At 68.5% G+C, this 15,486-nt stretch carries 11 protein-coding genes; 6 read left to right on the forward strand and 5 right to left on the reverse strand.

Translation table 11 applies throughout. The annotated features are described in order from the left end of the window. Window positions 1-297 precede the first annotated feature (297 nt). The 5 genes from ACFMRZ_RS15065 (at window position 298) to ACFMRZ_RS15085 (ending at window position 7,743) form a co-directional block, all read left to right on the forward strand. Window positions 298-3,984 (forward strand): nitrate reductase subunit alpha, encoded by a 3,687-nt coding sequence (locus ACFMRZ_RS15065; protein ID WP_400182859.1) that lies wholly within the window; start codon window positions 298-300, stop codon window positions 3,982-3,984. 42 nt (window positions 3,985-4,026) lie between these two features. Next, window positions 4,027-5,709, forward strand: coding sequence for a nitrate reductase subunit beta (gene narH, locus ACFMRZ_RS15070; protein ID WP_400182860.1), 1,683 nt, complete (start codon window positions 4,027-4,029; stop codon window positions 5,707-5,709). An 11-nt stretch (window positions 5,710-5,720) separates the two neighbouring features. Beyond that, on the forward strand, window positions 5,721-6,401 hold the full coding sequence (narJ, locus tag ACFMRZ_RS15075) for a nitrate reductase molybdenum cofactor assembly chaperone (RefSeq protein WP_400182861.1): 681 nt from the start codon (window positions 5,721-5,723) through the stop codon (window positions 6,399-6,401). After that, a complete protein-coding gene (gene narI, locus ACFMRZ_RS15080) occupies window positions 6,398-7,141 on the forward strand; it encodes a respiratory nitrate reductase subunit gamma (RefSeq protein ID WP_400179654.1) in 744 nt (247 codons plus the stop codon). Before narJ ends, narI begins: the two co-directional genes overlap by 4 nt. Window positions 7,142-7,230: 89 nt before the next feature. Beyond that, a complete protein-coding gene (locus tag ACFMRZ_RS15085) occupies window positions 7,231-7,743 on the forward strand; it encodes a DUF1772 domain-containing protein (protein ID WP_400179655.1) in 513 nt (170 codons plus the stop codon). 8 nt (window positions 7,744-7,751) lie between these two features. Here the strand turns inward: ACFMRZ_RS15085 and ACFMRZ_RS15090 are convergent, their stop codons facing one another. The 4 genes from ACFMRZ_RS15090 to ACFMRZ_RS15105 all read right to left on the reverse strand — a co-directional run bounded on the left by ACFMRZ_RS15090 (window position 7,752) and on the right by ACFMRZ_RS15105 (window position 12,602). Further along, window positions 7,752-8,531: an SDR family NAD(P)-dependent oxidoreductase gene (locus tag ACFMRZ_RS15090; protein ID WP_280277234.1), complete on the reverse strand. Its 780-nt coding sequence runs from the start codon at window positions 8,529-8,531 to the stop codon at window positions 7,752-7,754. A gap of 29 nt (window positions 8,532-8,560) precedes the next feature. Continuing rightward, a complete protein-coding gene (locus ACFMRZ_RS15095) occupies window positions 8,561-10,300 on the reverse strand; it encodes an amidohydrolase family protein (RefSeq protein WP_400179656.1) in 1,740 nt (579 codons plus the stop codon). Between the two features lie 36 nt (window positions 10,301-10,336). Further along, window positions 10,337-12,073, reverse strand: coding sequence for a class I adenylate-forming enzyme family protein (locus tag ACFMRZ_RS15100; RefSeq protein ID WP_400179657.1), 1,737 nt, complete (start codon window positions 12,071-12,073; stop codon window positions 10,337-10,339). Between the two features lie 193 nt (window positions 12,074-12,266). After that, window positions 12,267-12,602, reverse strand: coding sequence for a TfoX/Sxy family protein (locus ACFMRZ_RS15105; protein ID WP_400179658.1), 336 nt, complete (start codon window positions 12,600-12,602; stop codon window positions 12,267-12,269). 120 nt (window positions 12,603-12,722) lie between these two features. Here ACFMRZ_RS15105 and ACFMRZ_RS15110 point away from each other — a divergent pair, with 120 nt between their 5' ends. Continuing rightward, window positions 12,723-14,426 carry a metallophosphoesterase gene (locus ACFMRZ_RS15110; RefSeq protein ID WP_400179659.1) on the forward strand — a complete coding sequence of 568 codons (1,704 nt, stop codon included), beginning with the start codon at window positions 12,723-12,725 and terminating at the stop codon, window positions 14,424-14,426. A 26-nt stretch (window positions 14,427-14,452) separates the two neighbouring features. On the opposite strand, the gene ACFMRZ_RS15115 is transcribed toward ACFMRZ_RS15110, so the two are convergent. Continuing rightward, window positions 14,453-15,430: an alpha/beta hydrolase gene (locus tag ACFMRZ_RS15115; RefSeq protein ID WP_400179660.1), complete on the reverse strand. Its 978-nt coding sequence runs from the start codon at window positions 15,428-15,430 to the stop codon at window positions 14,453-14,455. Window positions 15,431-15,486: the final 56 nt, after the last annotated feature.

Below are 15,486 nucleotides of genomic sequence, written 5' to 3' on the forward strand. Positions count from 1 at the left end.
CACCGGATACCGCGCCGCCGCCCTCCGAGGCCCTGGAAAACGGCATCGGCCCAGGTCGCCTCCGCCCAGGTCGGGCGGGGCGGGCACCGCATAGTGACCACCACGTTTCCCCCGCCTCACAGCTCACCGCGAGGCCGGGAGCGTTGTGAGAGAACCGTTTTGTCCCCTCTCCCGACGTCCTTACTCTCGGTGCAGCAGCCCGGTTCACAGCTCGAAGGGGGCGTTGTGGTTAATTCTCATACAAAGGGTTCGACCCCCTCCGATACGAACGGACGATCCGCGGCATCCGGTGACGCACTGCTCCGATTGGGCAAATACTTCCACCGCGGCGAGGTCTCCGCCGATCTGCGCACCCTCCACAAGGTGGGCGGGCGCAGCGCCGACGAGTTCTACCGGGACCGATGGGCGCACGACAAGGTGGTGCGTTCCACCCACGGCGTGAACTGCACCGGTTCCTGCTCGTGGAAGATCTACGTCAAGGACGGCGTGATCACCTGGGAATCCCAGCAGACCGACTACCCTTCGGTCGGATCCGACAAGCCGGAGTACGAGCCGCGCGGCTGCCCGCGCGGCGCCTCGTTCTCCTGGTACACGTATTCGCCTGCGCGCGTGCGGTATCCGTATATCCGCGGGGTGCTGCTGGAGATGTACCGCGAGGCCAAGGCGGCGGTGAAGGACCCGGTGGTGGCGTGGGAGTCACTGGTGGAGGATCCGGAGAAGGCGAAGCGGTACAAGTCGGCCCGCGGCAAGGGCGGCTTCGTGCGCGCCGAGTGGTGGGAGGCGGCCGAGATCGCCGCCGCCGCACACGTTTACACCATCAAGCGGTACGGCCCGGACCGGGTGGCGGGGTTCTCCCCGATCCCCGCGATGTCGATGGTGTCGCACGCCGTGGGCGCGCGGTTCATCTCGATGCTGGGCGGGTCGATGCTGTCGTTCTACGACTGGTACGCCGACCTGCCGGTGGCCTCGCCGCAGGTGTTCGGCGACCAGACCGACGTTCCCGAGTCGGCGGACTGGTTCGACGCGGGCTATCTGATCATGTGGGGCTCGAACGTCCCGGTGACCCGTACCCCCGACGCGCACTACATGACCGAAGCCCGGTACCGCGGCCAGAAGGTCGTCGTGGTCTCCCCCGACTACGCGGACAACACCAAGTTCGCCGACGAATGGGTGCCCGCGCGGCCGGGAACCGATGCGGCCCTTGCCATGTCGATGGGCCACGTGATTCTCAAGGAGTTCTTCCTCGATCGGGACACGCCCCGCTTCCTCGATTACGTCAAGCGCTACACCGACCTGCCGTTCCTGATCACCCTGGACGAGCAGGAGGGCGGCTGGAACGCCGACGGTGAGTACCGCGGCCACGCCTGGGCGCCCGGAAAGTTCCTCACCGCCGCCGATCTCGGCGAGAGCGGCGAGGGCGCCGAGCACCGCACCGTGCTGCTGGACGCCGAGGGCAACCCCGTGGTGCCCAACGGCTCTCTCGGCGACCGCTTCTCGGCGTCCGGCACCGGCCGCTGGAATCTGGACCTGGGGGACGTCGATCCCCTGCTGACACTGCACGGCCACACCGACGATGCTGTGGCCGTGCAGTTCCCCCGCTTCGACGGCGGCGCGGACGGCGAGGCCGTGCTGGTGCGCGGCGTGCCCACGAGAATCGTTGCGGGCAAGCGGGTCACGACCGTCTTCGATCTGCTGCTGGCGCAGTACGGCGTGGGCCGCCCCGGTCTGCCCGGCACCTGGCCGACGGGCTACGACGACGCGCGCGAGCCCTATACACCCGCCTGGCAGGAGACCATCACCGGCGTCCCCGCCGTGCAGGCCACCCGGATCGCGCGGGAGTTCGCCGACAACGCCGACCGCTCCGGCGGCCGTTCGATGATCCTGATGGGCGCCGGCACCAACCACTGGTTCCACTCCGACCAGATCTACCGGTCGTTCTTCACCCTCACCCTGCTCACCGGCTGCCAGGGCGTGAACGGCGGCGGCTGGGCGCACTACGTCGGCCAGGAGAAGTGCCGGCCCGTGACCGGCTGGGCCACACTGGCTTTCGGCCTGGACTGGCAGCGGCCGCCGCGGCAGATGCAGGGCACCATCTTCTGGTATCTGGCCAACGACCAGTGGCGCTACGACCCGTTCACCGCCGAAACCTTCTCCTCCCCACTGGCTTCGGGCCGCTTCGCCGGGCGCACGGCCGCCGACAACATCGCGCTGGCGTCGCGGCTGGGCTGGATGCCCAGCTACCCGACCCTCAACCGCAATCCGCTCGACCTGGTGGACGAGGCCGAGGCGGCGGGCAAGACGCCGCAGGACTATGTGGTCGACGGGCTGAAATCCGGCGATCTGCGCTTCGCCTGCGAGGACCCCGACGCGCCGGAGAACTTCCCGCGCTGCCTCACCGTGTGGCGGGCCAACCTGCTCGGCTCCTCCGGCAAGGGCAACGAGTACTTCCACAAGCATCTGCTGGGCACGGACTCGAATCTGCAGACGACCGACGTGGCCGGGGTGCGTCCGCAGGAACTGGAATGGCGGGACCAGGCGGCGACCGGAAAGCTGGACCTGCTGCTGTCGCTGGACTTCCGGATGACCTCCACCACGCTGTTCTCCGACATCGTGCTGCCCGCGGCGACCTGGTACGAGAAGCACGACCTGTCCTCCACCGACATGCACCCGTTCGTGCACGCCTTCTCCCCCGCCATCTCCCCGCCCTGGGAGGCCAAGACCGACTTCGAGGCGTTCCATCGCATCGCGCGCGGCTTCTCCTGGCTGGCCGAGAAGCACCTCGGCGTCCGCAAGGATCTCGTCGCGGTGGCGCTGCAACACGATTCGCCCGACGCGCTGGCGCAGCCCGGCGGGCGGGTGCTGGACTGGAAGGCGGGGGAATGCGAGCCGATTCCCGGCCAGACCATGCCGAAACTCGTTGTGGTGGAACGGGACTATCCGAAACTGGCCGAGAAGATGGCGGCGCTCGGGCCGTTGGTCGAGACGCTCGGCCTCACCACCAAGGGCGTCACCACCTACCCCGACACCGAGGTCGAGTATCTCGCCGGAGTCAACGGCACCGTGATCTCCGGTGCCGCACAGGGCCGTCCGTCGCTGGCCAAGGACGTCCACGCGGCGGAGGCCATCCTGGCGCTGTCCGGCACCACCAACGGGCGGCTCGCGGTGGCGGGGTTCGAGGCGCTCGAACGGCGCACCGGAACCCGGCTGGCCGACCTCGCGGCCGAACACGAGGGCAAGCGAATCACGTTCGCCGACACCCAATCCCGGCCGGTGCCGGTCATCACCTCGCCGGAATGGTCCGGGTCCGAGACCGGCGGGCGGCGGTACTCGCCGTTCACCATCAACACCGAGCGGCTCAAGCCCTGGCACACCCTCACCGGCCGCCAGCACTTCTACCTCGATCACGACTGGATGATCGAACTCGGCGAGCAACTGCCGATCTTCCGCCCCCCGCTGGACATGTCCGCCCTGTTCCGCGAGCCGGGGGTGGGGAGCGTCGGTGACAACGGCGTCACCGTCCGCTACCTCACGCCGCACTCCAAGTGGTCGATCCACTCGGCCTACCAGGACAACCTGCACATGCTCACGCTCTCGCGCGGCGGTCAGGCGATCTGGATGTCGGAGAAGGACGCCGCCAAGATCGGTGTGGCCGACAACGACTGGATCGAGGCGATCAACCGCAACGGCATCGTCGTCGCCCGCGCGATCGTCAGCCACCGCATGCCCGAGGGCACCGTGTTCATGTATCACGCACAGGACCGCGCGGTCGACGTCCCGCGCATCGAGGGGACGCCGAACGTCAACGGCGCGAAGGGAAAACGCGGCGGCATCCACAACGCGCTGACCCGCATCATGATCAAGCCCTCGCACCTGATCGGCGGCTACGCGCAGCAGTCGTTCGCCATCAACTACCACGGGCCCACCGGAAATCAGCGCGACGAGGTCACCACGATCCGCCGCCGTTCGCAGCAGGTGGAGTACTGATGCGCGCGCCCCGTGGACGGAAGGAGTACTGACATGCGCGTCATGGCACAGCTGGCCATGGTGATGAACCTGGACAAGTGCATCGGGTGTCACACCTGCAGCGTCACCTGCAAGCAAGCGTGGACGAACCGGAGCGGCACCGAGTACGTGTGGTTCAACAACGTGGAAACCCGTCCCGGACAGGGCTATCCGCGGCAGTACCAGGATCAGGAGAGGTGGAAGGGCGGCTGGACGCTGAACCGCCGGGGCCGCCTCACCCTGAAGTCGGGGTCGCGAATGAAGCGGCTGCTCAACATCTTCGCCAACCCGGACCTGCCCACGGTGTCGGACTACTACGACCCGTGGAGCTACGACTACGAGAATCTGCTCAGCTCACCGGCCATGGACACCACGCCAGTGGCCCGGCCGAAATCGCTGATCACCGGCGAGGACACCAAGGTCACCTGGGGCGCCAACTGGGACGACGACCTGGGATCGGGACCGGAGCAGGTCGGCCGGGATCCGTTGCTGGGAAAGCTGTCCGAGCAGGTGAAGCTCGAGTTCGAGCAGACCTTCATGTTCTACCTGCCGCGCATCTGCGAGCACTGCCTCAACCCGTCGTGTGCGGCGTCCTGCCCGTCGGGCGCGATCTACAAGCGCGCCGAGGACGGCATCGTGCTCGTCGACCAGGACAAGTGCCGCGGCTGGCGGCAGTGCGTCACCGGCTGCCCGTACAAGAAGATCTACTTCAACCACAAGACGGGCAAGGCGGAGAAGTGCACGTTCTGCTACCCGCGCGTGGAGGTCGGCATCCCGACGGTGTGCTCGGAGACCTGTGTCGGCCGGCTGCGCTACATCGGCGTGATGCTCTACGACGCGGACGCGGTGCTGGAGGCGGCGTCGGTCACCGACGACAAGGACCTCTACCCGGCACAACTCGGCGTATTCCTGAACCCGCACGACCCCCGGGTCATCGCCGAGGCCGAGCGGGCCGGGATCTCGCCGGAATGGATTCAGGCGGCGCAGGATTCGCCGGTGTACAAGCTGATCGTCGACTACCAGATCGCGCTGCCGCTGCATCCGGAGTACCGGACCATGCCGATGGTCTGGTACGTGCCGCCGCTGTCACCGGTGGTGGATGTGCTGTCGGAGACCGGGCACGACGGCGAGAACATGGCCAATCTGTTCGGGGCCATCGACGCGCTGCGCATCCCGGTCGAGTATCTCGCCGAGTTGTTCACCGCCGGTGAGGTCGGCCCGGTCCGGGCCGCGCTGCAACGGCTGGCGGGCATGCGCGCGTTCATGCGCTCGATCAACCTGGGCCAGGAGCCGGACCTCTCGATCCCGGAATCGGTGCGGCTGGAGCCCGAGGAGATCGAGGCCATGTACCGGCTGCTGGCCATCGCCAAGTACGAGCACCGCTACGTGATTCCCAGCGGCGCGACTTCCCGTGCGCACGAACTGGATTCGCTGGCGACCGGGTGCAGCCTGGACAACGACGGCGGGCCCGGCATGACCGCGTTCGACGTCATGGCGGACAAGTTCCACCTGACCGACACCAACGGCGCCGCGCCCGAGGAGAAGTCGAGCCGCGTCAACCTGCTCAACTGGGACGGGAAGTCGACCAGCGGGCTGCTGCCCGAGCGCGACGGGGCGAACGGGCACAACGGGAGCCACAACGGTGGTCCGACGAACGGCGCGGCGAACGATATCGCGGAGCCCGAGCCGACCGGGGCGAGTCGATGAGCGCTTTTCCTGTGAGCCTGCCGAAGTTGCGGCGACGCCCCGAGCCCGCGATAACGATCTCCGAGCGCGACCGCCGCCTGGTGTGGCGGATCGCCGCCCTCCTGCTCGACTACCCCGGCCGGGAGACGCTCGCACTGATAGACGAATTGGCGAGCGCCACAACGCAACTGCCGTCGGAGGTGCGCGAGAACCTGGATCGGTTCCTGCGGCATCTGCGCGACACCGAGCCGCTGGCCTTGGCGCAGCAGTACGTCGAGACGTTCGACCTGCGCCGCCGCGTCAGCCTCCATCTCACGTACTACGCCTACGGCGATACCCGCAAGCGCGGCATGGCGCTGCTGCGCTTCAAGCACGCCTACCGGCACGCGGGCGTCGAACTGGACGACACCGAGCTGCCCGATCACCTTCCGGTGCTGCTGGAATTCGCCGCCACCGTCGATCCGATCGGCGGCGAACGGCTGCTGGGTGAGCATGTCCCGGTGCTCGAGCTGTTGCGACTGTCGTTGTCCGACAGCGACTCTCCGTACACGGCGATCCTGGCGGCGGTGGTCGCGACCCTGCCGCCGCTGACCACCGCGGACCGCCGCCGCATCGCCGAACTCGCCGCGCAGGGGCCGCCGGAGGAGGAGGTCGGGCTGGACCCGTTCGCCATGGACCCCTCGCTGTTCACCGGATCGGAAGGCCGCCGATGACCACCATGCTCTGGATGACGCTGCCCTATGTGGCATTCACGTCGTTCCTGCTCGGCCACCTGTGGCGGTATCGCAACGACCAGTTCGGCTGGACCACCAGGTCCTCCCAGATCTACGAGAGCCGGCTGCTGCGGCTGGGCAGTCCGCTGTTCCACTTCGGGATGCTCGGCGTGATCGGCGGGCATGTGCTCGGCGTGCTGATCCCCGAGTCCTGGACCGCGGCGATCGGCGTCTCCGAACACCTGTACCACCTGGTCGCGGTGTCGGCGGGCACCGTGGCAGGGGTCGCCGTCATCGCCGGTATCGCCATCCTGCTGTATCGCCGCGTCACCGTGCCCGCGGTGCGGCAGGCCACCACCAACAACGACAAGGTGATGTACGCGCTGCTGGCGGGCGCGTTGATCACCGGCCTGCTCAACACCGTCGGCAGCAACCTGCTGTGGGGCCGCCACAACTATCGCGAAACCGTATCCCCTTGGTTCCGTAGCCTTTTCACGCTGCACCCGGAGCCCGACCTGATGGTCGGCACGCCCTGGACCTTCCAGGCCCACGGCCTGATCGTGCTCACCCTCATCGGCATCTGGCCCTACACCCGCCTGGTCCACATGTTCAGCGCCCCCGTCGGCTACCTCGTGCGCCCCTACGTCGTCTACCGCAGCAAGGAATACAACGCCGCCGACAAACGCCGCTACGCCCGAGCCTGGGACTCCCCGGTGGTCCCCCCGTCGCGCACCCACTGACCAGGGCCGCCTCGGCCCGTGGACGCCCGCTTATGCCGTCGAGCGTCGCGGCTATGTCGGGATCTCACGGCGCCCGGTGTACTTATCGCATGACGACAACGACGCAGGCAAGTACCGCTACTTCCGCCCTCGGCACCACTTCTCTCGTGGTGGCCACCATTTCGACCGGACTCCTGGCCGGAGTTTTCTACGCCTACGCCAGCTCGGTGATGTTGGCGCTGCGGCAGATGGACGATCGGACGTTCGTGGATGTGATGAATCGGATCAACGTGGTGATCGTCAATCCGGCCTTCATGTTCGGGTTCCTCGGCTCGATCGTGTTCACGGGAGTGGCGGCGGCGCTGCATCTGCGGGGCGATCAGCGGACGGTGCTGTGGTGGATTCTGGCGGCGCTGGCGCTCAATGTGATCAGCTTCCTGATCAGTGCCGGTGGCAATATCCCGCTCAACAATCAGCTCGCCGACGCCACCGGTGGTGATTTCGCCGCGATGCGCCAGCAGTTCGAGGATTCGTGGGTGCGGCTGAACATCCTGCGCGGTGTCGCCAACACCGCCGCCCTCGGCGCCCTGGCCTGGGCCCTGCGGTGCGCCGGACGCGGATGACGCGCCGGTCAGGAGCCGCTCAGGGCGGCCAGGTTGGGGAAGCTGGTGAGCTGCCAGCCACCATCGATGACCAGCGAGGCGCCGGTGATGTAGGAGGCATCGGCGCCCGCGAGGAACAAGCAAGGCCCGGCTATCTGGTCGGGCCTTGCCGGCGTTTTCAGGGGAATGCGGTCGAGGAACATTCGCAGTGCGGGCTCGTAGGCGACGATCGGCGCGGTGAGTGGGGTGTCGACCAAGCCGGGCAGCACGCAGTTCACCCGTATCCCGTAGGGCGCCAGCTCCAGTGCGGCATTCTTGGTGAACATCTCCACCCCGGCCTTGCCGGTCGAATACGGGCTGCCGCCGGGCATCGGGATCCGCGCGTCCAGCGACGAGACGTTCACGATCGCGCCACCGCCCGCCCGCATCCGGCGTGCCTCGTGCTTGGTGCACAGAAAGACACTCTTCTGCACCAGATCGACGGTGAAATCCCAGTCCGCCTCGGCCAATTCGGTGACCGCGCCGATACGCGAACCCCCGGCGACATTGAACGCCAGCTCCAGCGAACCGAACAGCCGCACCGTCGTCTCGATCGCCGATTCCACCTCCGACTCGCTCGTCACGTCCGCCGGCACCGCGCGGAACCGCTCGCCCAGCCGTTCGGCCGCCGACCGCAGGCCCGCTTCGTCGATGTCCAGGCCCGCGACGTTCGCGCCCTCGGCGATCAGCCGGTCGGCGATGGCGGCGCCGATGCCCGAGGCCGCGCCGGTGACCACGGCCGTCCGGCCGTCGAAGCTGCGATTCGTCATGCGGTGTCCCCCGTCTCGTGGTGTCGCGCTCACGCGGCGGGCAGGAAACGGCCGGTGCGGCGGTTCCCCAGCGCCGCACCCGGCTGCCCATCGCCGAAAACATAAGTGCCGCCGACGAATACCGCCGACACCGCGGCGTCGTTGCGATTCACCATGCGGGACAGGTTGCCGTAGTACGGGACCGTCTGCTCGGCGTACGCGTCGAGACTGTCGTCCAGGTGTCGCGGGTCGACGACCACCACATCCGCGCGGTCACCCACGCGCAGGTGCCCGGCGTCCAGCCCGTACCAGTCGGCTAGTTCGCCGGTGAGGCGGTGCACCGCGCGCTCCAGGGTCAGGAACGGCCGCGCCGACCCCTGCGCGTCCCGCACCCGGCGCAGCAACCGCAGCCCGAAGTTGTAGAAGGCCATATTGCGCAGATGCGCGCCCGCGTCCGAGAAGCCCAGTTGCACACCGGGATCCGCGGCGAAACGGTCGAGCACGCGCGGCCGGTGGTTGGAGATCGTGGTGCGCCACCGCACCTTGCCGCCGTACTGCACGACCAGATCCAGGAACGCGTCCACCGGATGCAGGCCGCCGCGGTCCTGCCCGACCTGTCCGAAGGTCTTGCCGATCACCGAACTGTCCGGGCAGTCGACGATCTCGGCGTCGAAGAAGTCGCGGTGCCACACCCGCGGGCCGAACCTCTTGTCGTAGTCCTTGCGGAACCGCCGCCGGTACGCCGCGCTGCGCAGCAGTTCCTCGCGGTCCGCCAACTGGTTCGACAGGTGCAGTGCCGCTGCGCCGGAACCGAATTCCTCGAACACCACGAGATCGATGCCGTCGGCATACACCTCGAACGGCACCGGCAGATGCTGCCAGCGGAAATCGCCGCCCAGCGCGTTCATCACGCGCGCCATCGCCGGGAAGACGTAGGCGACGAAGGGGATCGCCTTGATGTCGGCGGCCGACAGCAGGCTCACCTTCAGCGGTTCGCGCCAGAGGCCGAGGCTGCTCGCCGCCATGGTCAGCAGGCTCTGCGGCCGCGAGACGTCCGGCCCGCCCTGGAGGGCGCGGCGGCGCTCGCGCAGCACCGTGTTGAGCCGCCGCCGTTCCCGGGTGGTCGCATAGGTCGACGGCAGGGTGCGCGAGCGGCACAGGTCGCCGTCGAGCTTGTCGAACAGCAGTTGCTGCGATGACATGCCGATGAAGCCCGCGTCGAGCGCCTCGACCAGCTTGCGTTCCATCGCCGCCACCTCGGCGGCGCCGGGCCTGACGTTTTTTCGGGTGGCGCGGTCCAACCCCATCTCGGCGGCGCGCACATCCGAATGTCCCAGGAAGCACGCGACATTCGCGCCCAGCGGCAGCGCCTCCAGCGCCGCGGCGTACTCGTGCGCGTTCCGCCACGTCTTCAGATCACCGATGGCATCGATGACGTGGCGGCGCGGGATCGCCTCCACCCGGCCGAACAGGTCGCCCGCGACCTCGGCGTCGACGTGCACGGTCGACAGCGAGCAGGACCCGAGCAGCACCGTGGTGACGCCGTGGCGGACCGATTCCGACAGTGTGGGATCCAGCAGCACCTCGACGTCGTAGTGGGTGTGGATGTCGATCATGCCGGGCAGCACCCATTTGCCCGCGGCGTCTATCACCGTGTCGCAATCGGTTTCCTCGAGCGGCGCCGCGGACACGGTGGCGACCCGGCCGTCGCGGATGCCGACGTGCCGGAGCGCGGAGGGCGCGCCGGTGCCGTCGAACCAGCGGCCGCCCTTGATGATGCTGTCGTACATCGTGTTTCCTCTTTCGGTGCCCGGGGACACCCGCCGTCAGATCGTTATCTCACGACGGACGACCTTTCCGGTCGCGTTGCGCGGCAATGGTTTATCGGTGATCGTCCAGCGGGCGGGCACCTTGAAGTAGGCCAGCCGTTCGGCGGCGAAATCACGGAGCGCCGCCGGGGTCACGGCGTTCGGATCGCCGACGACCACGACGGCCGCCACCTCCTGGCCGAGATCGTCGTGCGGCACCCCGAGCACCGCGGACTCGCGCACCGCGGGATGCTCGTCGAGTACGTTCTCGATCTCGGTCGGATACACGTTCTCCCCGCCGCGCAGGATCAGATCGCTGCGCCGGCCGGACAAGCGGAGCCGACCGTCCTCGAGGGTGCCGAAATCGCCGGTGCGCAACCAGCGCTCGCCGTCGATCGCCGCCGCGGTGGCGGTCTCGTCGTCCCAGTAGCCGAGCATCACGTACGGGCTGCGGATGCAGATCTCGCCCTCCGTGCCGTCGGGTACCGGCGTGCCGTCCGGGTCGCGGATCTCGACGGTGACCCCGACGATGGGACGGCCGACCGTATCCGGGTGGGCCGCCAGCTCCGGCGGCGTGGCAACTGTTGCGGCCGTGCCACTTTCGGTGAGGCCGTAGCTCGTGGTCAGCGCTACCCGCGCGACCGGTAGCCGCTCGCGCAGCCGCTGCTGGAACGCCGGCGAGGAGGGCGCGGCATTGAGCGAGAAGGCCGCCAGCGAGGACAGGTCGTAGCCGGACAGGTCGTGCTCGAGCATCCGGCTCGCCATCGTCGGCACCGCGCCCCAGTTGGTGACCCGCTCGCGCTCGACCAGGCGCAACACCCGGTCGACTTCGAACGAACCCTGGTGGATTACCACCGCGGCGCCGGTCGCCAGGCGCGGGACGACCAGGTTGTGCAGGCTGGCGATGTGGAACAGCGGCGAGGTGAGCAGGAAGCGATTGTCGCTGGGTTCGCGATGGGGCAGGCCGCGCATGCCCGCCACCATCGCATCGGTGAATCGGTGATAGTCGGTGACCGCCACCAGGTTTCGATGCGAATGCACGACCCCCTTGGGACGGCCGCTGGTGCCGCTGGTGTACAGGATCACCGCCGGATCGTCCTCGGCGACGGCCGTGCGGGGGTGTGCGCCGGAGTATTCGGCGATCAGTCGCGGGAGGTCGTGCTCCATCGTCAGCACAGGGATGCCAGCTACCCGCCGAACAGATCCAGCCTCGCCCGAAGACGCCGCACCACCCGGCGACCCCGCACTGCCGGAGCCCTCGGTTCGACCCGCGCTCGCCGGATCGTCCAGCAGCCCGGCTCTCTTCGCGTCCGCGATCAGTACCGCCGGGCGGGCGTGGCCGAGGGCGTACTCGATCTCCCGGGGCGCCCACCAGGCGTTGTAACCGACCGCGAGGGCGCCCAGGCATTGCGCCGCCCAGAAGGCCACCACCCACTCCGGGGTGTTGGCCGCCAGGATTCCGATGCGGTCGTCCTTGCCGACGCCGTACCGATCCGCCAGGGCCTGCGCGAGCGCTCCCGCCGCGGCCGCGTGTTCGGCGAACGACATTCGGTCGTCGGCGGTCACGAGGTATTCGCGGTCGCCCCACGCGGCCGAATCGTCCAGCATCTCCCCCAGCGAGCGACGCCGAGTGCGCATGACGGGGATCGGAGCGCCCAATACCTCCTCGACGGCCATGTCGAACGGACCACCGGGGCCGGTCAGTTCGGCGGTCACACGGGCTGCCACGGCCTGCGGATCAACGGTATTCGTCAAGGCACACTCTCCTCCGCGCCGCGTCGCCGCCGGGTACGTCCTTCACCCGAGTAGCCGTCCATCGCGCGCTTCCGGATCTGAACGTCCTCCCGAGGCCCGCGATTAACTAGAACTCGTTGCAGTTATCGTGGCGTGGGACACACGGTAGCACCTGGCGCGGCAGCCTGACCACGACTCCGCCGGACCTGGTCGTCTACTTCGGCGGCAGACTGCGTGCGTACGCCACGCCGCGTTGTATCCACTGCTCGAGCACGTCGTCGTCGGCTACCAGGGCCGAATCGACCCGTAGCCAATTGCGCATCGGGCGGCCGCCCATGACCATCGGCGCGACCTGCTTACCGTCGACCAGCCCCTCGGCCTGGTCCGGGTCGACCCGGACCATCAGGCCGCCCTTGCCGCTGGCCGCGACGGCCATATTGCCGCCGACCAGGAAGGCCAGCCCGCCGAACATCTTCTTCTCCACCGTCTCGGGCAGTACCGGGCCGAGCAGATCCCGGATGCGGTCCGCCAGTTCCTCGTCGTAGGCCATACCGCATTGTGACCCCGGCCACCGACAGATTCGCCCGCACGCGGAATTCACCGAGAATTCCCCAGCGACGGCGAGGTCGGCAGTTGCCGAGCCACACCGGTTGGACGAGCATCCGATCCCATGCCGTCGAATCGCCTGAACCCGGCCGGCGATATCCCCGACACGGGGATCCCGGAGCCGCTGGCCGCCACCATGACCATGGCCGAGCAGTACGAATGGCACCGCGCCCACCTGCGCCGGCACCCGGTCTCGCGGCGCAATTTCCTGCGCGGTTCGGCCGCGGCGGCCGCCGTGGCGGCGGTCGGCGCCACACCGTTCGCGGGCCGCGCCTACGCCGAGGACGCACAGCTGGCCGTGGGCGGGCGGCGGGTCGGGTTCGGCGCCGATGCCGCTGGTCAGCTCCGGTTCTCGGCGCAGCTGTCGCGAAATCCCCACGGTGCGAAGGTTTTTCTCGAACACGGACCGACACCCGGGCTGGGAGCGAGCGTCGAAGCGGAGATCCGCAATCTGGTCACCCAGATCCCCAGCAGCGACGGCGGTGTGCTCGCGGCCGAGCAGTTCTACGTGCACGCCCCCGTCGACGGGCTGGCGGGACGGATACCGCATTTCTACCGGTGGCGCACCTCCGACGGCTTCACCGGCGAGGTCAGCGCGGCGGCCACCGCCATGCCCACCGCGCGAAACGCGGTGCTGCCCTTCCGTTTCACCATGATGGGTGACCAGGGCACCGACGAAACACCCGTGCAGCCCGGCGGAGTGGCGCCCGGCGACTACGACGACATGTACTACAAGGCGGACAACGACCCCACCGTCCGGCACGCCGACAACGTGATGCGCCAGATCATCGCCGCCCGACCGGATTTCCACATACTCGCCGGGGATATCGCCTATGCCGATCCCTCCGGTGCGGGCAAGAGCCCGCGGTTCGTACCCGCGGGCGGGGCCGCACCCGGCGGCTTCGACAAATTCAATCCCTATGTGTGGGACGTGTATTTCGGCGCCATCGAACCCAGCGCGTCGACCACGCCGTGGATGTTCGCCACCGGCAACCACGACATGGAAGCCGCCTACGACACCCACGGGTACGGCGGACACCTTGCGCGCCTGGACTTTCCGGGCAACGGACCCTCCGGGTGCCCGTCGGCGTACTCGTTCACCTACGGCAATGTGGCGGTGCTGTCGCTGGACGCCAACGACGTCTCCTCCGAGATCCGGGCCAACACCGGGTACTCCGGTGGCGCCCAAACCGGTTGGGTGGAACGGACTCTCGCCGCCTACCGGGCCGATCCGGACATCGACTTCCTGGTCTGCTTCTTCCACCACTGCGCCTATTCGACCACCGATTCGCATGCCAGCGACGGAGGTCTGCGCGCGGCCTGGTGCGACCTGTTCGACCGCTATCGCGTCGATCTCGTGCTGCAGGGCCACAATCACATCTTCGAACGCACCGACCCGATCCGCGCGGGACAGCCCGGCAAGGTCGCGGGCGACAATTCGGTCGTGTACCCGGAAACCGACGGCACCGTGTACTACACCGTGGGCGGCGGCGGGCGACCGCGTTACGGCTTCCAGCCGGGTTCGCAGGAGACCTACCGCGGTCACGAAGTCGCCGATACCACCGTCCCCAACAGCTATGTATGGACCGTCGGCGGCGACAAGCGGGACGAAGCCGCGCCGTGGTCACGCGTGCGGTTCCGCAACTACTCGTTCATCCGGGTCGACGTGCGGCCGGGCTTCTTCGCCAGCGAGATGGACGTGGTCGCGGTGGACGAGTACGGGCGCGAGTTCGACAAGGTCACCTACCGGCGGCAAGTGCGGGCCTGAAATTCAGCGAACTCGGCTGGACGACGTCAGACTCCCAGGGCGGCGGCGAAAGTCGGCCAGGAGTCGTGGACGTCGTCCTGCCAGTAGGGCCAGGCGTGGGTACCGGTGCGATACACCACATCGGCCGGGATGCCCAGGGACGCAAGGCGATCGGCCAGGACGCGGGTGCAGCCGTTGACCACCGACTCCATCACGCCGCCCACCGCGAGCCGGTCGGCGAGCTTGCCCGCGTTACCGGCGATGGACGGGTCGGCGAGGGTGTCGTGCACGCCCGCGCCGCCGTTTCCGGCCGAGATGTAGAGGGCCGTGCCGCGCAAGCGGTCCGCGTTGAGCACCGGATCGTGCGCCGGCCATGCCGGATTGTCCGGCGCGCCCCACATATTCGCGGCGTTCGCGCCGAAAATGCCCAGCTGCGAATGGACGTAGGCGCGCGCCACCGGATCGCTGGTGCGCGGGCAGCCGCTGTAGGAGCCGACCGCCTGATACTTCCCCGGCGCGTCGATCGCGAGGTCCAGTGCCGAGGTCGCCGACATCGATGTTCCCGCAACGGCATTGCGGCCCGTCATCTCGAACCGCTGTTCCAGCAGGGGCGGCAACTCGCGCACGAGGAAGGTGGACCACTGGTTCCGGCCGAGCACCGGGTCGTCGGAGACCCAGTCGGTGTAATAGCTGGCGCGCCCGCCCATCGGCACGATCACGTTGACCGGCTTGTCGGCGAAGAACTGCGCGACGTCGGTGCGGGCGGTCCACGGGCCGCCGTCCTCGCCGCCGTCGACCGCGTTGAGCAGATACAGAGCCGGAGCCGAGGCGCCGGGATGCGATACCCACACCGTGATCGGCCGATGCATCGCGGCGGAGTAGACCACCACCTCGAACTCGCGGCCGCCGAGCGGGCGCACCTCGAGGATGGCCGGGCCGTCGCCGGGAGCGGCGACGGCCGACACCGGCACAACCATGGCAAACATCGCGAACAGGACCGTCAGGCAGCGCATGACCCGGGACATTGATGCAGTATCGCACCGTGGCACAGGGAAACTCGCCGAGGCGGGGGCGCGTGTCC

This window comes from Nocardia sp. N2S4-5 (assembly GCF_044628355.1).
Lineage (GTDB): Bacteria > Actinomycetota > Actinomycetes > Mycobacteriales > Mycobacteriaceae > Nocardia > Nocardia wallacei_B.

What these genes read in the sequence shown, in the direction of transcription:
- narI (WP_400179654.1), top strand. Translation starts at nt 6,398, where the DNA reads ATGACCACCATGCTCTGGATGACGCTGCCCTATGTGGCATTCACGTCG.
- narH (WP_400182860.1), top strand. Translation starts at nt 4,027, where the DNA reads ATGGCACAGCTGGCCATGGTGATGAACCTGGACAAGTGCATCGGGTGT.
- ACFMRZ_RS15090 (WP_280277234.1), bottom strand. Translation starts at nt 8,531, where the DNA reads ATGACGAATCGCAGCTTCGACGGCCGGACGGCCGTGGTCACCGGCGCG.
- ACFMRZ_RS15115 (WP_400179660.1), bottom strand. Translation starts at nt 15,430, where the DNA reads ATGTCCCGGGTCATGCGCTGCCTGACGGTCCTGTTCGCGATGTTTGCC.
- ACFMRZ_RS15110 (WP_400179659.1), top strand. Translation starts at nt 12,723, where the DNA reads ATGCCGTCGAATCGCCTGAACCCGGCCGGCGATATCCCCGACACGGGG.
- ACFMRZ_RS15105 (WP_400179658.1), bottom strand. Translation starts at nt 12,602, where the DNA reads ATGGCCTACGACGAGGAACTGGCGGACCGCATCCGGGATCTGCTCGGC.
- ACFMRZ_RS15095 (WP_400179656.1), bottom strand. Translation starts at nt 10,300, where the DNA reads ATGTACGACAGCATCATCAAGGGCGGCCGCTGGTTCGACGGCACCGGC.
- ACFMRZ_RS15085 (WP_400179655.1), top strand. Translation starts at nt 7,231, where the DNA reads ATGACGACAACGACGCAGGCAAGTACCGCTACTTCCGCCCTCGGCACC.